The sequence below is a fragment of the Helicobacter ganmani genome (assembly GCF_003364315.1).
Classification (GTDB): domain Bacteria; phylum Campylobacterota; class Campylobacteria; order Campylobacterales; family Helicobacteraceae; genus Helicobacter_D; species Helicobacter_D ganmani.
Genome location: NZ_NXLS01000001.1, coordinates 183365 through 203413, shown reverse-complemented (window position 1 = coordinate 203413; position 20049 = coordinate 183365). Strand labels below are relative to the sequence as shown.

General features: G+C 35.0%; 22 protein-coding genes. 9 read left to right on the top strand and 13 right to left on the bottom strand.

Annotated features, from left to right (window positions below):
• Nucleotides 1-4 precede the first annotated feature (4 nt).
• Genes CQA43_RS00995 through CQA43_RS00980 form a run of 4 tightly spaced genes read right to left on the bottom strand, consistent with a single transcriptional unit; the run spans nt 5 to nt 4724 of the window.
• Complete coding sequence (locus CQA43_RS00995; RefSeq protein WP_115550751.1) at nt 5-1441, bottom strand: hypothetical protein; 1437 nt, start codon at nt 1439-1441, stop codon at nt 5-7.
• A gap of 30 nt (nt 1442-1471) precedes the next feature.
• Complete coding sequence (locus CQA43_RS00990; RefSeq protein ID WP_245944174.1) at nt 1472-3196, bottom strand: AAA domain-containing protein; 1725 nt, start codon at nt 3194-3196, stop codon at nt 1472-1474.
• Nucleotides 3156-4277, bottom strand: coding sequence for a hydrogenase formation protein HypD (hypD, locus tag CQA43_RS00985; RefSeq protein WP_115550750.1), 1122 nt, complete (start codon nt 4275-4277; stop codon nt 3156-3158). Before hypD ends, CQA43_RS00990 begins: the two co-directional genes overlap by 41 nt.
• A gap of 3 nt (nt 4278-4280) precedes the next feature.
• Complete coding sequence (locus tag CQA43_RS00980; protein ID WP_115550749.1) at nt 4281-4724, bottom strand: hypothetical protein; 444 nt, start codon at nt 4722-4724, stop codon at nt 4281-4283.
• Nucleotides 4725-4793: 69 nt separating this feature from the next.
• Here CQA43_RS00980 and truB point away from each other — a divergent pair, with 69 nt between their 5' ends.
• From truB to CQA43_RS00935, 9 genes are read left to right on the top strand one after another with little or no spacing between them, the layout of a single operon-like run.
• Nucleotides 4794-5636, top strand: coding sequence for a pseudouridine synthase family protein (gene truB, locus CQA43_RS00975; protein WP_115550748.1), 843 nt, complete (start codon nt 4794-4796; stop codon nt 5634-5636).
• Complete coding sequence (gene csrA, locus CQA43_RS00970; protein WP_115550747.1) at nt 5630-5866, top strand: carbon storage regulator CsrA; 237 nt, start codon at nt 5630-5632, stop codon at nt 5864-5866. The genes truB and csrA overlap by 7 nt, the downstream gene beginning before the upstream one ends.
• Before the next feature lie 5 nt (nt 5867-5871).
• On the top strand, nt 5872-6735 hold the full coding sequence (locus CQA43_RS00965; RefSeq protein ID WP_115550746.1) for a 4-(cytidine 5'-diphospho)-2-C-methyl-D-erythritol kinase: 864 nt from the start codon (nt 5872-5874) through the stop codon (nt 6733-6735).
• Nucleotides 6732-7190, top strand: coding sequence for an SsrA-binding protein SmpB (gene smpB / locus CQA43_RS00960; protein WP_115550745.1), 459 nt, complete (start codon nt 6732-6734; stop codon nt 7188-7190). Before CQA43_RS00965 ends, smpB begins: the two co-directional genes overlap by 4 nt.
• A 47-nt stretch (nt 7191-7237) precedes the next feature.
• Nucleotides 7238-7666, top strand: a complete 429-nt coding sequence (gene exbB / locus CQA43_RS00955; protein WP_115550930.1) for a TonB-system energizer ExbB — start codon at nt 7238-7240, stop codon at nt 7664-7666.
• Nucleotides 7663-8052 carry a biopolymer transporter ExbD gene (locus CQA43_RS00950; RefSeq protein WP_115550744.1) on the top strand — a complete coding sequence of 130 codons (390 nt, stop codon included), beginning with the start codon at nt 7663-7665 and terminating at the stop codon, nt 8050-8052. The genes exbB and CQA43_RS00950 overlap by 4 nt, the downstream gene beginning before the upstream one ends.
• A 10-nt stretch (nt 8053-8062) precedes the next feature.
• A complete protein-coding gene (locus CQA43_RS00945; RefSeq protein ID WP_115550743.1) occupies nt 8063-8245 on the top strand; it encodes a hypothetical protein in 183 nt (60 codons plus the stop codon).
• 18 nt (nt 8246-8263) lie between these two features.
• Nucleotides 8264-10948 carry a ring-infected erythrocyte surface antigen domain-containing protein gene (locus tag CQA43_RS00940; protein WP_115550742.1) on the top strand — a complete coding sequence of 895 codons (2685 nt, stop codon included), beginning with the start codon at nt 8264-8266 and terminating at the stop codon, nt 10946-10948.
• Nucleotides 10948-11703, top strand: coding sequence for an OmpA/MotB family protein (locus CQA43_RS00935; RefSeq protein ID WP_115550741.1), 756 nt, complete (start codon nt 10948-10950; stop codon nt 11701-11703). Before CQA43_RS00940 ends, CQA43_RS00935 begins: the two co-directional genes overlap by 1 nt.
• 1 nt (nt 11704) lies before the next feature.
• Here CQA43_RS00935 and CQA43_RS00930 read toward each other — a convergent pair whose 3' ends face one another.
• From CQA43_RS00930 to trmB, 9 genes are all read right to left on the bottom strand, one after another.
• Nucleotides 11705-12619: a DUF2156 domain-containing protein gene (locus tag CQA43_RS00930; protein ID WP_115550740.1), complete on the bottom strand. Its 915-nt coding sequence runs from the start codon at nt 12617-12619 to the stop codon at nt 11705-11707.
• Between the two features lie 41 nt (nt 12620-12660).
• Nucleotides 12661-12912 (bottom strand): hypothetical protein, encoded by a 252-nt coding sequence (locus tag CQA43_RS00925; RefSeq protein WP_115550739.1) that lies wholly within the window; start codon nt 12910-12912, stop codon nt 12661-12663.
• Nucleotides 12899-13276, bottom strand: coding sequence for a flagellar export chaperone FliS (gene fliS, locus CQA43_RS00920; RefSeq protein WP_115550738.1), 378 nt, complete (start codon nt 13274-13276; stop codon nt 12899-12901). Before fliS ends, CQA43_RS00925 begins: the two co-directional genes overlap by 14 nt.
• A 15-nt stretch (nt 13277-13291) precedes the next feature.
• On the bottom strand, nt 13292-15367 hold the full coding sequence (fliD, locus tag CQA43_RS00915) for a flagellar filament capping protein FliD (protein ID WP_115550737.1): 2076 nt from the start codon (nt 15365-15367) through the stop codon (nt 13292-13294).
• A gap of 30 nt (nt 15368-15397) precedes the next feature.
• Nucleotides 15398-15793: a FlaG family protein gene (locus CQA43_RS00910; RefSeq protein ID WP_115550736.1), complete on the bottom strand. Its 396-nt coding sequence runs from the start codon at nt 15791-15793 to the stop codon at nt 15398-15400.
• A gap of 161 nt (nt 15794-15954) precedes the next feature.
• The gene (locus tag CQA43_RS00905) at nt 15955-17262 is read right to left on the bottom strand and encodes a murein hydrolase activator EnvC family protein (RefSeq protein ID WP_115550735.1); all 1308 of its coding nucleotides are present in this window, start codon (nt 17260-17262) and stop codon (nt 15955-15957) included.
• 8 nt (nt 17263-17270) lie between these two features.
• Complete coding sequence (locus tag CQA43_RS00900) at nt 17271-18077, bottom strand: FtsX-like permease family protein (protein ID WP_115550734.1); 807 nt, start codon at nt 18075-18077, stop codon at nt 17271-17273.
• Entirely contained in the window at nt 18064-18732 is a 669-nt protein-coding gene (locus CQA43_RS00895; protein WP_115550733.1) for a cell division ATP-binding protein FtsE, read from the bottom strand. Before CQA43_RS00895 ends, CQA43_RS00900 begins: the two co-directional genes overlap by 14 nt.
• Entirely contained in the window at nt 18733-20043 is a 1311-nt protein-coding gene (trmB, locus tag CQA43_RS00890) for a tRNA (guanosine(46)-N7)-methyltransferase TrmB (protein ID WP_115550732.1), read from the bottom strand. It lies immediately after the preceding gene.
• Between the last annotated feature and the right edge of the window lie 6 nt (nt 20044-20049).

Sequence of the window (20049 nt, the reverse complement as noted above, 5' to 3'; positions counted from 1 at the left end):
AAATTTACAAAATCATACGCATCATATCAATAAATTGGTCTGTGCTACCTTTGGTAACAAAATAAGAGATTCCTTCTTTTTTGGCGTTTTGCAGGGTTTCCTCACTCATTCCTTTGGATATAATAGCGCAAAAAACAGGAATCCCAACAGAATCCTTAAACATTTCAATGTATTTTTTTCGGAAAGCTAAAATATCCATTTCCTTGACTTCCCATTCCATTACAACAATATGAAACTCTAGTGGTTGAGATAAACGCAGATTGTCTCGCGGGTCGCTGGAAGTAGAAACTTGTAAATCACTATCAAAGTTTCTTAGATATTCTTTGTAATATTTACCATCTTTGGGGTCTTCTTGAATCAGCAAAATATTTCTCTTAGAAAAGGCTTCAAGATATTTAAGTAAATCAAAAAGCCCTTTTGTTTCTTTGCGAATCTTATTGTGGTCTAAGCTACGCAAAAAATATTTCAAAAATGTTTTAGAGCTATAAGTGCCTGTGATTCCTGCTTCAATAAAGAATCTTCGCACGCTTAGGCTTCGTTTTGCTCTCTCCCACAATAAAAAGTCTAAATCATACGCTTTGGCATTCAAAAGCTTGATAAAATCTTTCTTTAGTTCTTTTGTGAGAGGCAAATAATTTTTTAAAAAAGGTTCAAAAAACTTTTCTGAAAATTCTTCTCCTGCTTTGGTGATTTTGGCTAATTTTTCCTTTTGTTGGGAGAGATAATGCAACAAATCCACATAACGTTTGCGGAAATTTTTGAGGTTATTTTGTGCTTGAATATAGCTTGCGCTGCTTTTATCGTGGCGCGCAGCAAATTGATTTTCCATATTTTTAAGTGCTTCTCCCATAGAGGCTTGCTGGATTGTAGTGCTTTTGATGATAGATTGTGTAGTTTGGATTAATTCTTCGTTTTTGACAAATTCAATTTGATGTGCAAGAAATATTTTTTCGTAAGAATATTGTGGAGGGTAAGAAGATTTTTTGATAAAAGATTCATATTCTTTATCTAATTTTCCAAGTTCGGATTTTAAGTTGCTTAAAGCTAAGTTTGGAATCGTGCTATCTAGCTCAAAAAGGTCATTGTAAGCTGTAAATAAGAATCTTTTAATGCGTAAAAAATCCAAATCTTTATTGGAGTTAATGTCTTTTTCATAATGTTTGATGAGATTTTCAGTTCCACCAAAATAATCATAAATACAATCTTTTATGCTTTTAGTTTGGTGAATTGCAAATTCCTCTAGCGGAACTTTTTTAGGACGCACGACACTCACTTGTTTCTTGTCGTCTGTGAGTTCAAATTCTACTTCCATATTGGGCGTAATTTCTTTGAAATCTCCGTCCCATACGCGTAAGTCAAATTCAAATTTGCGTTTGTTGTGTGCCTGCTCAATTAAACCCCGCTTTTTTTGAGCATTTAATCCAACCAAAAAACCATTCATTCTGCGCCTTATAATAAAATCTTGATTATATCAAAAAATTTTATTATAAGGTTTGGCAATTTGCACTAATTGGCTTAAAAATTGATTTTTTTGTCTTAACCAATAAGTTTTATCACAAATTAAAATAATTCCCTTTTTTGCTCGCGAAAAAGCAACATTGAGTGCAAAAAGTGCTTTTTGATTGCTAGAATCATTAAGATGATAATGCAAAATGACAGGTGAAAAAAGGACATAATCAAATTCTTGTCCTTGTGAAGAATGAATCGTCCAAACACATTCTTCTTTATAAAGTGCAGGCATTGTTTTTAGGATTAATTGCCTCTGATTTACAAAAGGTGTGAGAATCGCAAAGTCTTGATGTGCATTCAAAAATTCACGTGCTAAGTTACAGCATTGTAAGGCTTCATTATAATTTGCTTTATCTAAAGGTTGTGTTTTTGGCATTTGCGAAATATCTAAGCAATGTAGATAAGTTTTTGTGTTCAACCCTTGAAGGTTATTTTTATAAATATAGGTATTAAGCAAATGTGCGAGATTATTACCATAGCGATAGGTTTGCGTTAAAGTAAAAACTTGTGAAATTGGGGGATTTTCACTAGGAGAGGTAGAATCCAAAAATAAATTTTCCTCTTCAAAATTTCTTTGAATCTTGAAAAATTTTTCCATAAAAAGCGAAGAGTATTGCCATAATCTTGAGGGTTTCCATTGTGATTCTTTGAGATGAGCAGAGCTTAATATGCACACGGGTTGCAGTTGCTTATGGTCTCCTAGCAGTGTAATAGGCTTATTAAATGCGCACAAAGGCAAGGTTTTTATCAATGGAGCAAAACCTGCTTCATCAATGAAAAAATGCTTAAAATCTATTGTATGCAAATCGTTTCTGCGCAAAAAAGTATCCAAAGTCATTGCAATAACCAAAGAATCTTGTAAGGATTTTTTATAATCTATCGCTTTATTTTCTAGCAATAAATCACAATTTTTAGGGAAATTTTCGGCGAATCTTTGGCTAGGTGTGCCAAGTCTTAGTATTTTACAAGTTTCAATCCCGATTGCATCTAAATTAGCAATTAGAGTTGTTAAGCATTGCTCCAGTGCGTTGTTTGTCGGAGCAAGAATCGCCACTTTACAATTTGCTTTGAGATAAAACGCAAGGGCGTGCAAAAGCACCACTTTTGTTTTGCCACTCCCTGCAGCTCCCCAAACATAGCAAAATGGGCTTTCAAAGATTCCTTTAAGCGCATTGAGTTGTTCTAAATGCGGTGGAGTTGGCAAGTCTTTTAAGGATTCAATATCAGGCTTTAAAAGAGGTGGAATTGTAGGGAGTTTTAAGGTATGTTCTTGCAGATAAAAATTCATCACATTGACAACAAGAAATTTTAAATCAGAAATCAGTTGCAGGGATTCCTTTTGTGCAAATAACTTTTTGCAAAGCCTTTCCTCCATACTTAAACTAAGCACTTTGGATTTTTCATCATAAGAAAGAATGCTCATTGCTTCTTCGGATTCTTTTTCTAATATAAATTCTTCTGTTGGAGTGCGTAGAATCAAGCTTTCTGTGCTTTTGAGCTTGTATTCTAGTTGCAAGCTCAATCCAAAAATATCTTTAGAGATATTCCGAATCTTAACAATCTCAAGACCCTTATCATAGGTTTGCATATATTGCAAATAATTTTCTGCTGCACAAACCAAGAAATCTTGCGTTTGGGTAGTTAGATTAAGCAGGGCGTATTCCTTGATATTTGTAATACGCAGCACAAGCCCCTTCGCTACTAACCATACAACTTCCTAGAGGATTTTGTGGATTGCAAAATTTACCAAAAAGTTTGCAATCAAAAGGTTTTTTGTTGCCTCTTAGAATCTCTCCACATAAGCAACCCTTATGTTCTTCCTTTGCGATTCCGTCTAAATGTTCTTTAAAAAGAATACTTGCGTCGTAGTTTGCAAACTTTTTTTTGAGGCGCAAAGAAGAATGAGGAATCTCTCCAAGTCCTCGCCAATAAAAGTTGTCGTCTAGTTCAAAATAGCGTTGGACAAGTTCTTGAGCCTTTAGATTACCTTGTGCAGTTACGCTGCGCGCATATTGCGTTTCTACTTTTGGTGTTTGGTGTAGCACTTGTTGGACAATGCTTAAAAGACTTTCTCCTACATCTACGGGCTCAAATCCGCAAACTACAATAGGAATCTTAAATTTTTCTAAAAGAGGTCGGTAGATTTGAGAGCCTGTAATCACGCTCACATGAGAAGGTGCTAGTAATGCGCTAATCTGGCAATCTGGCGCGCTTAAAATTGCCTCAAGAGGAGGTGGCACTAAAACATGATTGCAATGTAGCGAAATATTATGGAATCCCAAAGCAACGACTCGCTCTAAGAGTGCAGCAGACATTGGAGTTGTCGTCTCAAAACCAATGGCAAAATACACGACGCGTTTTGTGGGATTCTCTTTAGCAATTTTTAAAACCTCCAAAGGAGAATAAACAAAACGCACATCAAACCCTTTTGCTCTTGCGTTTTGTAAGCTTCCATAGCTTCCGGGCACTTTAATCATATCTCCAAGTGTAACCAAAATCACATCTGTTTGACTTGCAATTTTGTAAGCACAATCAATCCGATTCTTTGGCATTACGCACACAGGACAGCCCGGTCCATGCACAAATTCTATTTTATCAGGCAAAAGTTCTGGTAAGGCGTATTTCATAATTGTATGTGTATGTCCGCCACAAACTTCCATAATTTTTAAAGGTTTTGTTAGATTCTTGCTTAATGTTTTTAGGGCATTAAAAGTGCGCGTAATGGTTTGAGTATTGCGGTAAGTATCAATGTAGGGATTCTCTATCATTAATTATTCTTGTAAAATTTTTAAGATTAAGCCATCAAAATCTTGTGAATAGGGCGGATTAAAGCCCATTACAGGAATCTGATAACTTTGCGTGAAGTCTTGCGTGTGCGACGAAGTGATGACTTGCACGTGTAGTTGCAATAAATAACGTGGCACAAGGCTAAAAGAAGCCATAGGAGAAAATTCCTCCCTAGATTCGTTGTAATAATCCGTAAAATAAAATCTTACTTCCTGTAAATTGGAATTTGGAGCTTGTGCGTAAAGAATCTTGAAGCGATTGATAAAAGTATCTGCAAAGTCTTTTGGGACAACATCAGTGTTGAGTGATTCTATATATACAAGCTTAGGATAGGGTAGGTTGGGATTTGCTAAGGGAGATTTTGCGCAAGCGGCAAAAATCCATAAACTGACACTTAAAAGAAAAAATGTTAGAATCTTATTTTGCATTTATAAATTCTCACTAATTTTTGAATTTTAAAGTGCAAATTCTATCAAAATAAATGAGGATTTTAAAGTTTGAATCGTATTTTTGTTGCAAAAAAACCACTTTTTGTTTCTTCTAATCATTATTTAAGCTCCTTAAAACATCGTTTTGGCGAGAAAAAAGCAGGCTTTAGCGGAATCTTAGACCCTTTTGCTTGTGGTGCATTGCTCGTAGCATTTGGGCAATACACGAAACTTTTTCCTTATTTGAAAAAATCTCCTAAAGTCTATCAGGCAACACTTTGGCTAGGATTGCAAAGTGATTCGTTAGATTTAGAAAATGTGCGCACATTGCATTGCGTGCCACTATTTTCTCAAGAAAAAATAGAATCTATTTTGCAGGATTTTGTAGGAATCGTGCATTTTGTCCCTCCAAAGTATAGTGCCAAAAAGATTCAAGGCACGCAGGCTTATAAATTAGCGCGAATCGGGAAAGAGGAGCTTTTAGAGCAACATTTAAAAGAACAAACAATGCAAATCTTAAAAATAGAGTTTTTGAACTATGCACACCCTTTTGTGAGCTTTAAAGCATGGGTAAGTGAAGGGGCTTATATTCGTTCTTTGGGGGAATTGATTGCCAAAAAGCTAGGTTGCGTTGGTTCGCTTAGTTATTTAGAACGCATTAGTGAAGGAGGATTACATTATGAAGGAGAAAAAGCACTCAATCCTTTAGAAATTCTCCCTTTTAAAAAAATAGACGCGCGCAAGGATTTTGCTCTGCGCTCTTTGGTGCAAGATGGCAAGAAATTTTCCCCAAAAATCTTGAAAATTGACGAATTTGCAAAATATATAGTGCAATTTGAGGATTTTTTCTCTATAATTTCATTTCAAAATCAAAATTTAGAATATTTAGCAAATAGGATTCCTTTATGTTGATTTTATCAAGAAAAGAAAATGAAAGCATTACCATTGGAGAAAATATTACAATCAAAGTTATTTCTATTGATAAAGGCAATGTAAAGATTGGTTTTGATGCACCTCCGGAATTATTGATTTTGCGTGAAGAATTAAAGCTTGCAATTTCTGAAGAAAACAAAAAATCGCTTCAACAACAAGCGCAAAGCAGTGTGCTTGATAAGCTTGTCGCAGCGAGAAAGAAAGCCTAAAAACAATGATTTGCGATTCTTCGACGCAAAACAATACTTATCTCTCCTATGCAAAAATCAATTTATTTTTAAAAATTGTTGGTAAAGATTGCTTCAATGGAACAAGTTATCATTTGCTACAATCACGTTTTATGCGAGTCAAAAGCCTTTATGATACATTGACTTTTTATTGGGATATGCCTGCTTTTGAGATTGTGGGTACTTTTGATTGCGCAATGGAGCAAAATACTATCTATAAGGCTTATCGTGCCCTTCTGCCTTATCTTACAGAATCGCAAAAAGCAACATTAAAACATTTGCAAGTATGGGTAGATAAGAAAATACCAAGCGGTGGGGGATTAGGTGGAGGAAGCTCTAATGCTGCTTGTTTTTTGCAAGTTGTTTCTCAATCTCTTAATTTGGATTTAGATTTGCAGGCTTTAATGGAGCTTGGGGCGCAAGTGGGGAGTGATGTGCCATTTTTTTTGAGTGGGTTGGAGATTGCAAATGTTGAAGGGAGGGGAGAGATTGTGGAATCTTGTCAGAATAGCAAGGAATCACAAGATTTTGCGCCTTTTGAAGTAGAAATCATTATGCCAAAATTACATTGTAACACCACAAAAGTCTTTCAAAAATATTCCGATTCCTTTTATGATGAAGCGAGGATTTTGCAAACAAAAAAGCAAAATTGGCTACAAAAGTCAAATGGGGAGATTTTGCACAATGAATCGTTTGAAAATAATGATTTGTTAGCTCCTGTTTTGACGCTTTATCCAGAATTAGAATCATATTGCAAAAAAAATTTATTTTTGAGTGGAAGCGGGAGTTGTTTTTGGCGCAAAAAACCTCAATTCAAAGAGCCTTTTAATATTGCAAGGACAACACAATGAAAATCATTGCAACAAACAAAAAGGCGACTTTTGATTTTTTTATTTTAGAGCGTTTGGAAGCAGGGATTGAACTTAAGGGAAGCGAAGTGAAATCTATTCGTGCCGGACGCGTGAATCTCAAAGATAGTTTTGTAAAAATCATTCAAGGAGAGGCATTTTTATTTCAAGCACATATTGCGACTTTATCTACGACAAATTTACATTACAAACCCGATGAAAAGCGTCCGCGCAAACTGCTTTTGCACCGCAAAGAAATTGACAAACTCTTTGGCAAAAGTCAAGTTTCTGGTATGAGTATCGTGGCATTGAAACTTTATTTTAACGCGCGCAATAAGGCAAAATTGGAAATTGCCCTAGCTAAGGGAAAGAATTTGCACGATAAGCGCGAATCTTTGAAAGAAAAAATCCAAAAACGAGAAATTGCGCAAAGCTTAAAAGAAATGCAAAGAAGATAATAAAATAAAGCAAGAAAGGAAAAAAGTTGGAATTGTCTTTAAAAGAAATGGTAGAATATGGAGTAATTGGTGTTTTATTGCTAATGAGCATTGTAGCACTTTGGGCAACATTAGAGCGATTGTTATTTTATAAATACATTAAATTAATTCTTTATGCCAATAAGATAGAATTAGAAATAGACCTTTCAAAGAATCTTACTTTGATTGCGACGATTGGCTCAAATGCTCCTTATGTTGGACTTTTAGGAACGGTGTTTGGGATTATCATCACTTTTGTGCAGATTGGACAATCAGGTATGGTAGATACTGCAAACATTATGACAGGGCTTGCTCTTGCGCTTCAAGCCACAGCGGGAGGGTTGCTTGTTGCGATTCCAAGCATTATCTTTTATAATCTTTTAACGCGCAAAAGTGAAGTTTTGGTTGCGCAATGGGAAATTATGCAAGAAAAAAAGGCAAATAAAGGCGTGCAATGAAAAGGTTTCGGAGAATGGATAGCATTAATATCGTTCCTTTTATTGATATTATGCTTGTATTGTTGGTGATTGTTTTAACAAGTGCGACTTTTATTGCACAGGGAAAGATTCCAATTGCGCTTCCGCAAGCGCAAGGTTCGGATAAAATCACACAATCTTTGAAAAATGTTGAAATTGCGATTGACGCACAAGGGCAATATTATTTGGATAAAATGCCGATGAGTTTAGAATCTATTCAAAGCGAAATTTCAAAGATTCCAAAAGAAACACCAATTTTGTTGCGTGGAGACCAAAAAAGCTATTTTGAAAAATTTGTCGCTTTGGTGGGGATTTTAAATTCTAGCGGACATAATAATGTAGATGTGCAGGTAGAACAAAGTCGTTAAAAGGGGATTAATGTTCAGAGAAAATTATGATTTATCAATGATTATTTCCGCAGTTGTTACCTTTATGGTTATAGTGTTGGCAATTCGTTTTGTGTTGTATTTGGCGAATCGCAACAATTCACAGATTCAAAAACCCGATTGGCTAGATGATGAACGTTTTGATGTGCAAACAAAGAAAAATAAACGAAAATAAATTCAATAAGGAAGAGTTATGGAGAATCTAATCATCAATGTAATTTTTACCGCATTTATGTTTGGGCTTGCATTTTGGGATTATCTAAGCTATGGCAAGCAAAAGCATCGTGATTTTAAATCTATTATTATGAGTGCGGGGGTTTTAGGAACATTTGTGGGGATTTTTGTCGGTTTGCAGGATTTTGATGTAAGCAATGTAGAAAATTCTGTTCCTTCGTTGCTTGCGGGGCTAAAAACCGCATTTTATACTTCTATCTTGGGTATGGCATTGGCGATTCTGCTTTCTATTTTACAAAAAAGCAAGGCGGTTAAGACAGACTTTGAGAATATGCTAGATTATTTTTCTTTGCAAGCAGGAAAGTTAGATAAGTTAGAAAAATTAGAATCTTTGGATAAATTACAAGAAATTGTTGCCCAAAATCAAACCCAAATAGAATCTCAAAATGCTTATTATAGGCAACAGGTAAATAATTTTAAGGTTTTAGAGGATAATTTTGTTAAAACCAATGCCGCACTAAAAGAGGCTATGCATCATCTTGCGCAAGGGGCTTCCAAAGAATTAATTGCTGCATTAGAGGGGGTGATTAAGGATTTTAATCAACGCATTACAGATCAATTTGGAGATAATTTTAAAGAATTAAATAGTGCGGTGGCACAAATGATTTTGTGGCAAAACAATTATAAAGATTCTATTGTGGGGCTAGATTCAAGCCTTAAAAGCACTTTGAAACTCTTTGAATCCACCAAAGAATCTTTAGAATCCATTGCGCAACGCAATGCGGAAGTTTTGGAGGTTTATACCGCCTTAGCCCATAGCATTGAAGCTTCACGCATTGAAAACGAAAAACTTTCACATCTTTTGCAGGGTTTTGAAAAAATGCATGAGGACGCAAGTAGAGCACTTGTGAGTGTAGAGAATCTAAGTCAGAATCTGCAAAATACGCATACGCAAACCCTAGAATACACAAAGGAATCTTTAGAGGAAGTGCAAAGATTTTTCATCAAAAGCACACAAACACACCAAGAAAACACACAAAATCTGCTAGAAAATAGCTTCAAAGCATTAGAAGAAGATGCACAAGAGCAATCCAAAAACTTAAACACATTGCAAAATGCCTTTAACGCCTTTAATCAAGAATATTTGGAGCAAAATAAAGAGCATTTAGGGGAAGCTTTGGAGGCTTTAAAGGCTAAATCTCAAGACTTTATGGAATCTTTAGTGGAGAGCGATTCTGCATTGAAGCATAAAAACTTAGAGATGATAACGCAGATTGAAGGAAGCGTCAAAGAACATCTAAACAGCGTCAAAGAAAACTTTGAAGAGGGTTTGGAAGCGCTAGGAAATGCACAAAAAGAGTCTTTGTTGCTTGTAGAGGAGCAGAGTAAGCGAAGCGATGAAGTCTTGTTGCGCCATTCGAAAGAAATGGAAAGTGCATTAGAAAAAGCAAGCCATACTTTGCAAGAATTAGGCGAGCAAACGCAAAAAAATCTTACTAAAAGTTCCGATACATTAGAGCAGCATATTACAAATGCAGTGTTAAACTTTGATAAACTTTTGGGAAATACCACCAAAACCCTAGAGGAAAATTTCAAAGATTCCAAAGAAACTCTCACCACTCTTAGTAAGGAAATAGAAAATTCTATGCTGACGACTACGAAGTCTTTAGATTCTTTGCTAAACGATACAGCAAATACTCTAAGTCAAAGCACACAAAATATTGAGGAATCTTTGGTGCATACAAACCAAACCCTTATGGAATCGTTTAAAGAAAGCACGCAAAGCATACAAGAGGGATTCCAAAGTTTCAATGAAAATTTAAGAGATAATCTAGCGAAAACTACAGAGGAAATAGGGACAAGCGTAAGCAATCTGATAGAACAGAATCAAACACAAAGTCAGAATTTGAAAAATTTAATGGCAGAAAATGTGAAAGAGTTTAATCAGAGTTTAATCACTATGCAAAAGGAAAGCCAAAACCATAATACAGAGATTCAAAGTCAAATGCGCAGTAGCTTTGGCGAATCCTATAAAAACGCTTTGGAATCTCTAAGTGCCTATTTGAGAAACACAACCAGTGCTTATCAAACACAGCTAACAACATTGGCGCAAAATACTCAAAAAACAAACTTAGAGACTTATCAAAAACTAGGGGGAGAATTGCAAACGCATTTGAGAACGATTGCGCAAGGTTTTGAAAGCAATGCCCAAAAGGTCTTGGCAAGTTCTGAAAATCTAGCAAATCAGTTGCTTAAGACAAATAATGCGCAGCTAGAATCCCATACAAAAGAAGTAATAGCAAGCTTTAATCTGCTAGATAAAAATGTCAAAAATGCTTTAGAATCAATGGCAAAAAACTATCTTGCAAGTCTTGAGATTCTTACAAAGCAAAGCATAGAAACCCCAAGAAATGCGAGTGTGGAGTTATTAAACGAGTTTAATAAATTGCAAAGAAATCTAAGCGAAGCATTGGAAAAAACTTATCTTTCGTTAGAAAGCAATCGGAAAGAAATTGATACGATTTTAAAAATTATAGAATCCAATATTGCTACTTCTCTTCATCAAACTTCTAGTTTAAATGAAAATCTCTGTAAATCACTTGGAGATTTAGACGGAGCACTTTCAAATATTACTTTGGGATTCCGTCAAGACTATGAATGGTTTTTGCGTAGAATCCGCGAGTTAATGGGAGCTAGAGGCTAATGGCAAATTCTTATAAAGGTAATGAGTGGATTAGCATTTCAGATATGATGGCGGGGGTGATGATGATATTTTTGCTTATCGCCGTCTCTTATATGGTGGTGATTAGCAAGACAGAAAAAAAACTCGCGATACAGAATGCCGAACTTTTGGAATTAAACAAGCAGATGAGTGATATTGCAAAAACCCATAAAGATTTGCAAACAGACCTTTATCAGGATTTAGTTTCCGAATTTTCTAAGAATTTAGAACGTTGGAATGCAGAGATTGATATGGACAATACGGTTCGGTTTAAAGAGCCAGAAATCTTGTTTGATCAAGGGCAAAAAGAAGTTAAGATTCGTTTCAAAGAGATTTTAGACGATTTTTTCCCCCGTTATATCAAAATCTTAAGTCAAGAAAAATACAAACAAGACATTGAGGAGATTCGTATTGAAGGGCATACTTCCACAGAATGGCAAAATGCCAATACACTAGAATCGCGTTATTTGGGTAATGCTGAACTCTCGCAAGCAAGGGCATTGGAAGTGTTGAAATATTGTTTTAGCAATAAACAAATTGACGCGCAAAAGCAGTGGCTTATTAGCGTTTTGCGTGCCAATGGATTGTCTTTTGCAAAACCTTTAGAAACTCCAGAGCTTTCAAGACGCGTAGAGTTTAAAGCACTCACAAAAAGCAATCAAAAGATTCTTAAGATTTTAAATGTGAATCAAGAGTTGCAAAATGTGGAGACTTCAGAGATATTGGAGGAAAATTAAGCTATTTTTTAAAATCCATTTTTAAAGTGGCGTCAAATTTGGCTTGTAAAAAAAGTGGATGATAGGATTGTTTGGCTTTGCGTAAGCCCTCAATGCCTAAATCTTCCTCGCGATTCACATAAGAATATGCACTCCATTCGTGTGCTAAAAACTCACGATTAATGGCTTGGTAAGCCCCTTGATATTCAATGTCGGCTTTTTCAATATGAATAACTACGGTGTCGCTATTAAGAGGCTCACCGAAGCTAAAAGCGATAATTTTATCCTCTACACGTAGGATTCCAACTTTAAAATCTAGCTTAGAAAATTGCTTCAGAGATTCTATAATGCCTATATATTCGTTTTTCAAGCCATCACTTGCAGTATCACTGATTTTTCCAAACCAACTTTGATAAGTAGTAATGAGTTCATCTAAGTTTTCAATATTTAATGCTTCGTAAGTAAAGGCATAACGTTCAGTGAAGCGATTTAAATGTGTTTTTTTCTTGTGGTATTTTTTGCCTTTTAACTCAATAAGTTCGGGTGCAGAATAGATATAATCGCTTCTATCCTCACGATAGATAAAGTCAAAAGTATTGGGGAGTAGGGATTCCAACTCCTCTTTATCTACCTGACTTAGAGAATGGATAGAGAATCTTAAACCTTTTGCTTTGCAGATTTCCTGTAATTGCAGAATCGTTTGTTTTTTTCTTCCTAAGTCATTTTGTTTATGAATAGGATAAAAAATAAAAGGATTTTGGTTTGGGTATTGTGTCTTAATGATTAAGCAATCATTAAGAATTATCCAACTAATATGGCGCGCATAATGCCAAAGATAGAGATTTGTAAAAGTTAAATCCGAAACAAGAATATTACAAGAAGTAAAGAAACTAGTAAGCAGTTCTTTATCTTCAATGTCAAGAGGTTTCCATTGCATTGATATTCCTTTAATTGAAAGGAGTATTTTAATACAAACAATTAAAAAGAAATATTAAGCCTTTGCGCATTTTCTTGTTGAGGAAAGAATTTTTTAGTCTGCTTGAGCTTGCGCATTTCTAAACCCAATTTCTCTTTTTGAGCCTTAGCGTATTCTGTGATTTGCTCCATTACTGCCAATGCTTCAAACATTTCATCTCTTGTTTTTAAAATAGGTGTATTGTCCAAAAGTTCATTGAGTTTGCTGTCATTTTTGTTTAAATATGCCACTTTTAATTCATTAAGCCAATTCATGATTTACCTCTTTCCATGCCTCAAGTAGTCCTTTAACTACTTTAATCACAATGTCAATTTTATCTTTATTATTTTCCATATTCGCTTGGGTTAAGAGCTTGATTTGATGTGTATAAAGCCCTGTTAGATAGTGAGCGACTTGCCCGCCTTTTTCATAATCAAGCGAATTTAAAAGTTCCACGAAAATATCTGTGGTGCGATTAATATAATAAATCTTTTTCTCAATGTCTTGAGAATCAATACAACGTTTTGCCATAGAAGCAAAGCGTAAAATACCCTCATAGAGCATTTCAACAAGCTTTGCTGGTGATTCTACAGCAACAGAATTTTGTTGATAAGAATTGTAGGCTAAACTACTTTTCATTTCTTAGATTCCTTTCTAATTTGAAGAATTCAACGAGTTAATCATATTCTGAACCGCTAGTGATTGTTGCTGTGTTTTAGCGATAAGTTGGTCATAAGCAGACCATCTACTTGCCATAGTCTCATAACGAGAGTCAATGGATTCTTGAGTTTTAGTTTTGTCTTCGTTGAGAGTTTTTTGCTCATCTACCAAAGAGGTTTCTAAGAGTTTCAATGTAGAATTACTACCTGTAATTAACTTGTCCATTGTATTACGAAGCTTGGTAAAAACTCCATCTACTTCAGTGCTGACACCGCGTGAAACACTTGTGGTGCTTCTAAAGAATGCGACTGCTTTGTCTGGGTCTTCTTTAAATGCAGAATTAAATTTCTCTTTATCCATTTTGAGTGTGCCATCATCGTTGAAGTAGATTCCAAATTTGACGAGATTATCCCCATTGATGTCATTAGAGGTAATGATAGAGTTAAATTGTCTAATAATCTGTCTAATATCACTATTTCCATTAAAGACGCCCGCGACTTCTGTATCTTCATCGTATCGCATTAATTCTTGAATTTTGTTATACATAGTATTGTAATTTTCTACAAATTTTTCCATTTCTTCCGCAATTCCAGAATCATCACGAGAAATGCGCACAACGACCTCTTTGTTTGCTTCTGTAATGGCTGTGAGCTCTAAGGAAAGTCCTGAAACAACATCATCAACGCTATTTTTATCGCGTTCAATTTCAATCCCATTATAAGTGAATTGTGCATTTTGTGCCTTTTGGATATTAGTAATATCCATTTTTTCTAAAAAGCCCTGACTTGTTGCATAACTACCCATTTGCAAGCCTACGGAATTTAAGACTTTGGTTTGTTCTTCAGAGTTTGCTCCTTCCGCGCCAATTCTTACGCTATTGCCATCTAAGCTATTAATGACCAATTTTCCATTTTTAACTTCTGCGGAGACTTTGCCATTTAAATTTGCAGTTGCGTTAATTTTATCAGCTACTGCTTGCGCATTTCCTGCACCCGAACCATTGTTAATACCACTTAAGTCAATTTTTTCACCATTAATTGTGATTATTCCACTTAATGCGCTACTGCTCACAGCTGAACTTGTGATTAAATCTGTGCTTGAAGCACCAACAGAGGTTTTGACGAATCCCAAATCTGTATCAACTTCACTTCCACCCTCAACGACTTTCACTTTGGCGTCAGTGATATTGACATTAATCTCTCCGCCTTTAGAATCGTTAAACAATAAGCCTTTGCCCGTGCTATTTAAACCTATGGTGATTTCACCACTTTTAAGTTTATCTTTGATATCGGTTAGACTAGGGTCGTTTTCAATTTTTTCATTAATTGCTTTTAAAAGTGCTTTGGCATTGTTTTCAGCAGTGTTTCCAATCTTTGTTTCGACATCATTTGCTAAATCAATGTTAATTGTTTGACCGCCAATCTCAATTTCAAATGTTCCGCCTGTGAGCTGTCCTCCGGGCATTGCTGCACTTTCTAATGTGCTTCCAAAATAGATTTTGTTTTGCGCTCCAGAATCTTTGCCTTGAATCATTAATTGGTAGGGTTCGTCTCCACCTGTTTTCATAATGATACCCATTACAGCACCATTGGTTTTATCTGTGATAGCTTGTCCAACTTCTGATACACTCATACCTGCTTTGATTTCAATATCATAATTTGTGCCATTATGATAAAAGCTAAGAGTTGTGTTTTCTGAACTAAAAACGCTATCTCTTGAAGCAAATTTCAACCCTACTTGATTGACATCATTTTGTGCAAGTTGTTTGACATTGATTTTAATATCTTGAATCGCTAAACCTTCTCCTGCTGTCGCTTTTACACCATTACCTTCAACGGAAGCAGAACGTTTTAGATAGGTGCTAAAGTCTGATAAATTCTTGAAGTTTGTATTCAAAGAAGTCATCATAGTTAAAAGTGAAGTAAGTTCAGTTTGCTTCTCCATATTAGCTTCAATTTTTTTGGTTATAGGGTTAACTTGGTTTTTAATCTCATTGTCTTTTAGTTGGTTGAGTGTATCCCAGCTTAGGTTACTCGCAATCCCTAATACTCCCATTTGTCCTACTGCCATAGTAATCTCCTTTTTAAGGTTGGTTTTTTCTTAAGCTTGTTTGTCGAAAATAATCCCGACTACTTCTTTCATTTTTGCCATAAGTCTCATTGCTTCATCACTTGGAATCTTGCGAATAATGCGATTGGTATCTTTTTCGCTCACAGTTACAAAAAGCCCTTCAATATCTTCATTAAACCCAAAGGTAACATTTGTATTCAATGGATTAAGCTCTTTGTTAAGTTGTTGAGCTAATTCATTGAGTTTTTGCTTTTGTTCTTGAATCCTTTGCTCTTCGCTTGACTTATCAATCTCTACTTGCACTTGTTCTGCTTGGGTCAATGACTCTTGCAGCTTTGGGCTATTTTGATTACTTACGCTTCCTTGCGTAGAGTAAGTATTCACTTGGGTGCTAGCAATATTCATTCCATTTTCAGAAATAGTCATAGTAACCTCCTTGTTATTGTTTATGGAAGTATATCGGATATTACTCAAAAAAATAAAGAGTAAATAATTAAAATTTTTAAAAATTTTTAAAAATTCTCCCTTTTGTTCTATAGAGTTTTTATAGTACAAGTGTAATAATATATTCATAACGATAATAGAGTTTAAAGGTTTTTAGAAGAAATGAGCTCTAGTGGGTCAATATGTTTGTCTTTAAGAGTTACTTCAAATTTCAAAGCATTATCTACGCGTCCGATAGTATAGCCCTTTTTGACCGTGCTACCGGGTTTGATTGTAGGTGCAATTTTATCTAATTGCGCATAGATTGTGTGCATATTGCCTTTGTGCTCAATGATAACAACACGTTTAAGAATCGGGGTATCCTTAGCAAATACAACCTTTCCATCTAAAACGCTTTTAACTTTATCGTCTCCTTTTGGAGCTAAAGTTACAGATTCATTAAAAACTTTCATCTTATACACAGGGTCAAAATAAGGTCCAAAATGTTTTTCAATCGTAAAATTTTCTAAAGGAGCAATCGTCTTAGCACCTTTATACTTGGTTGTTCCGATATTATGGTAAGAGCTAGCAACTTGGCGCACATCAAAATCGTCTTTAGCTTTTGAAATATTGGAAGTTTGTGTTTTTTTGGGCAAATTATTGCTTGCTGTTTTGGAAGATATTTGGGATTCCATAGCTTGCGATTCTGTGGGTTTAGTCTTGGCTAGTTCTTCACGTTTTTTGCGTTTTTCTTCTTCTTGGCTTTTAAGAATATTGAGATTAACAAGAATTCCTTGCACTTCATCACGTTCTTGGACGATTTTTTGTAATTCTTTATTGTATTTTGTGATTTCTTTTTGATAGTTTGCAATCAATGTTTCTTGTTCGCTTTGTAGTGCCTTTAAATGAGTCCTTTTTTTGTTTTCTACTTCGAGAAAATTTTTTAATTGTGTGATTTCAGTTTGTAGGGAATGGAGGTTAGCAATCACTTCACTTTGTTTGTTGCTAAGTGTGCTTAAATGTTTTTTTGTAGCTTCACTTAGGGATTTAAATGCCTCTTCTGTTATTAAGTCTTGAATAGATTCTGGTTGGAAGTCGTTTAGTAGAATCGCAAAGGAAACATCTTTGAGAATTAAATCCATCATTTCAAATTCAATTTGTTTTCGCGTTTGAAATAAAGAATCCTGATTATTGCTAAGTTTTTTGATTAAAGCAGTTTTACTATCATATTCCTTTTGATTTTTGGCGATATTTTGTTCATTTTCTTTGATTGTTTTTTGAAGCATTTTATTTTCTTCTTTTTGAAGATTGATTGCATTGCCTAACTCTTGGAGTTTAGCGTTAATTTGCTTTTCTTGCCGCTTTTTGTATTCTAAAGTATTTTGATTTTGGCTGATTTTTTTGGTAATCTCCTTTTCATTTGCACCAAAGCAGAGAGAGAAAGAAATAAGAAAAAGCAGACAAACACGCATAAAAATCCTTAATCCCTGTGTTGTAAGCTTACAATCCATACTGAAATCAGCGAGACAGCAAGCCCTGTTAAAAGCAATACAATAGAATCTAAAATGGGTGAAAAAATCTCTGGATTTAAACCTAATTCTTGCAGGAAAATTAGCAAAGTAGGATTCTGCGAGATATAAACCAAACCGCTAGCGACGATAAGAGTTGCAAGGATAGTGTCTAAACAAGCAAGTCGGAATAAGACTTGAGAGCGCATCCAAAGCGGTGCTCCAAGCAAAGTCATAATCTCCATTCTTTCTAAATGCTGAAATTTCCAAATTTCAATTTGTTTAAACATCAAAAGCAAGCTAATTAACGCGATAAAGCCTGAAAAAATTATTGTGCTTCCATTGATAATCAAAAGAAGTTGATAGATTTGACTATGACTTTTAGTAAAAGTTTCAATCCGAGAAACGCCCTCTAATGTGCTTAAGGTTTTGTGGATAATTTCCAAACGCGAACTGCTAGGATAGATATTAAGGGTTAAAGAATAGAATCTTGGAAGGGATTTTTTAAGCAGGACAATATTGGCTTGGCTGATATTTTTGCTCAATCTGTCTAAGACGACTTTAGAATCAATCAGGGTTAAGTCTTGCGCTTCACTGATTTTGTTGCGCAAAAGTTCTAAATTTAATTCTTTAGTGCTTGCGAGAATAATTGCGTAGTTTTTACCCAACTTATTTTCATAATCGTTTAGGGTGCGAGAAATAAGCAAAATGCTTTCTAGTGCAAAAAGTAAAGCAACCAGTGGAATAATAAGGCTTAAATGATTTTTAAGAGAGTTCATAGATGACCCCTTCTTCAATATGAAAATGGCGATAATTGACTCCTAGAGTTTCCGGGATTCTGTGCGTTACTACAACAACTGTGATTCCAAGTTGCACATTGACACCTTTAAGTAAGCTCCAAATTACTTCCGAGGAGTAGTCGTCTAGGTTTCCTGTTGGTTCATCAGCAAGAATCAAAAGAGGATTATGGGAGAGTGCGCGTGCCATAGCGACACGTTGTTGTTCTCCCCCGCTTAGTTCCAAGGGATATTTGCTACCTTTATGAGAAAGTTTAATATGAGCTAAAAGCCTATCTGTCTGGGCTTGGCAAGATTCTTTGGTAAATCCTCCAATAATCATAGGAAGCATAACATTTTTTTCTACATTGAAATCTTTGATTAACTTATAATCTTGAAAGATAATGCCTAAATGTCTGCGCAAGATTTCAATATTTTTTTTATTTGCCTTAAACATTTCTATTCCGCAGACTTCTAAAGAGCCACTTTTCAGTGCTAAATCCCCATAAATAGAGCGCATTAAGGTGCTTTTACCACTCCCGCTTGGACCGCTAATGAAAACAAATTCTTTAGGATAAATACTAAAACTCGCATTTTTGATAATGATTTCATTTTTGTAACCTAAATTCATATTTTTTGCTTGAATAATCGCGTCCATTTATGATTCCTTATAAAGACTGAAGTCATTTTGGATTAATTGTAAGAGTTGCTGATGTGCCTTGTAATTGAGATAGGTAGGCAATGGATTCTCTTTGAAATATTCAAGATGATTTGTTTGTAGCGCATAACGCGTTTGGGGATAATTAAAATCCCCAAAGGAAATTTTAAGCAAACAAGGAGGAGAGGAGGAATCGTAAGGGCTGATGAATAAATCCTCCAAATGCAAAAAATAATCCTTTTGCACAATTTTTGTTCTTTGAAAGTTTTTGGGCAAAAATAATAAAGGTTGCACTGCAGAATCTAAAAAGGCAAAGTCAAAATCTAGCTTGCGTGAGGTACTAGAGTGCAGGGCGAGAAATTCAAGAGTATAAATATCTTTGTTTTGTCTTAACCATCTTGCCTCATATTTGCTAATAATCGCCTCTTCAGCATTTACATGTGATTGTATTTGAAAATCTGTTTTGAAATCTTGTGCAAGATTTTTTGCATAGTTAAAGTAATCTAGGCTGTCTGTGCGTAATTGCAAATGTCCTTTTTCTTTTAAAACTCTAGCACTTTGAGTTAAAAAAGTATGGCTTAGGATTCTACGATGCGGTTGTTTGTCCCAAGGTACAGGGAAATGCACAAAGATTTTATCCAAAGTGTTGGAGGGTAAAATTTCTAAAAAAATCCGCGCATCATAGCTAAGAATCAAAATATTTTTAAGCCCTAAAAGCCCAATTTGACGTGCTACTTGTTCCAATGAGGGAGAGTGAATCTCTAAACCAATGTGCAGAATCTCTGGATAATTTTTGGCATTATGTAACAAATACCTCCCACTACCAAAACCGATTTCTAGCCAAACTTTTGGTAGAAAATTTGTGTTTTTAGATACTTGAGATTCCCTTGCAAAAGTTTTTAAAAGATTTTCAAAATCCAAAAAATCCTCAATTTCTCTAATGAATGGAAGTTTGCACTCTAATGCTTGACTTTTACCATTTAAATTGTGCGAGAGAATAGAATCTTGAAAATCCATTAAAATTTTTAATGCACTTTTGATAATTTCAATAGGAGAAATACGCGAATTTTTATCCAAATGAACAATAGTTTCTTTGGTTTTATGGGGGGCTTTCAGGCGCGTTTTGATTTCTAGGAAAAATTTTTTGATTTTTTCTTTGGAATCTTTAGGAATGAAATAAACTTGCAACAAAGAAAAATGAGGATTTTGTGTTGAGTGAAACACTTGCATAAAACAAAATTCCCCTAAAGAATGTGTAACTTTTGAGGGAAGATTGGGGAGTTTAAGTTGTGCAGTTTTAAAATGTGGCATTGTCGT

What these genes read in the sequence shown, in the direction of transcription:
- exbB (WP_115550930.1), top strand. Translation starts at nt 7,238, where the DNA reads ATGGTAGAATATGGAGTAATTGGTGTTTTATTGCTAATGAGCATTGTA.
- CQA43_RS00980 (WP_115550749.1), bottom strand. Translation starts at nt 4,724, where the DNA reads ATGCAAAATAAGATTCTAACATTTTTTCTTTTAAGTGTCAGTTTATGG.
- hypD (WP_115550750.1), bottom strand. Translation starts at nt 4,277, where the DNA reads ATGATAGAGAATCCCTACATTGATACTTACCGCAATACTCAAACCATT.
- CQA43_RS00925 (WP_115550739.1), bottom strand. Translation starts at nt 12,912, where the DNA reads ATGAATTGGCTTAATGAATTAAAAGTGGCATATTTAAACAAAAATGAC.
- trmB (WP_115550732.1), bottom strand. Translation starts at nt 20,043, where the DNA reads ATGCCACATTTTAAAACTGCACAACTTAAACTCCCCAATCTTCCCTCA.
- CQA43_RS00930 (WP_115550740.1), bottom strand. Translation starts at nt 12,619, where the DNA reads ATGCAATGGAAACCTCTTGACATTGAAGATAAAGAACTGCTTACTAGT.
- CQA43_RS00910 (WP_115550736.1), bottom strand. Translation starts at nt 15,793, where the DNA reads ATGACTATTTCTGAAAATGGAATGAATATTGCTAGCACCCAAGTGAAT.
- smpB (WP_115550745.1), top strand. Translation starts at nt 6,732, where the DNA reads ATGAAAATCATTGCAACAAACAAAAAGGCGACTTTTGATTTTTTTATT.
- CQA43_RS00940 (WP_115550742.1), top strand. Translation starts at nt 8,264, where the DNA reads ATGGAGAATCTAATCATCAATGTAATTTTTACCGCATTTATGTTTGGG.
- fliS (WP_115550738.1), bottom strand. Translation starts at nt 13,276, where the DNA reads ATGAAAAGTAGTTTAGCCTACAATTCTTATCAACAAAATTCTGTTGCT.
- CQA43_RS00935 (WP_115550741.1), top strand. Translation starts at nt 10,948, where the DNA reads ATGGCAAATTCTTATAAAGGTAATGAGTGGATTAGCATTTCAGATATG.
- CQA43_RS00905 (WP_115550735.1), bottom strand. Translation starts at nt 17,262, where the DNA reads ATGCGTGTTTGTCTGCTTTTTCTTATTTCTTTCTCTCTCTGCTTTGGT.
- CQA43_RS00900 (WP_115550734.1), bottom strand. Translation starts at nt 18,077, where the DNA reads ATGAACTCTCTTAAAAATCATTTAAGCCTTATTATTCCACTGGTTGCT.
- CQA43_RS00945 (WP_115550743.1), top strand. Translation starts at nt 8,063, where the DNA reads ATGTTCAGAGAAAATTATGATTTATCAATGATTATTTCCGCAGTTGTT.
- CQA43_RS00995 (WP_115550751.1), bottom strand. Translation starts at nt 1,441, where the DNA reads ATGAATGGTTTTTTGGTTGGATTAAATGCTCAAAAAAAGCGGGGTTTA.
- fliD (WP_115550737.1), bottom strand. Translation starts at nt 15,367, where the DNA reads ATGGCAGTAGGACAAATGGGAGTATTAGGGATTGCGAGTAACCTAAGC.
- csrA (WP_115550747.1), top strand. Translation starts at nt 5,630, where the DNA reads ATGTTGATTTTATCAAGAAAAGAAAATGAAAGCATTACCATTGGAGAA.
- CQA43_RS00895 (WP_115550733.1), bottom strand. Translation starts at nt 18,732, where the DNA reads ATGGACGCGATTATTCAAGCAAAAAATATGAATTTAGGTTACAAAAAT.
- CQA43_RS00965 (WP_115550746.1), top strand. Translation starts at nt 5,872, where the DNA reads ATGATTTGCGATTCTTCGACGCAAAACAATACTTATCTCTCCTATGCA.
- CQA43_RS00950 (WP_115550744.1), top strand. Translation starts at nt 7,663, where the DNA reads ATGAAAAGGTTTCGGAGAATGGATAGCATTAATATCGTTCCTTTTATT.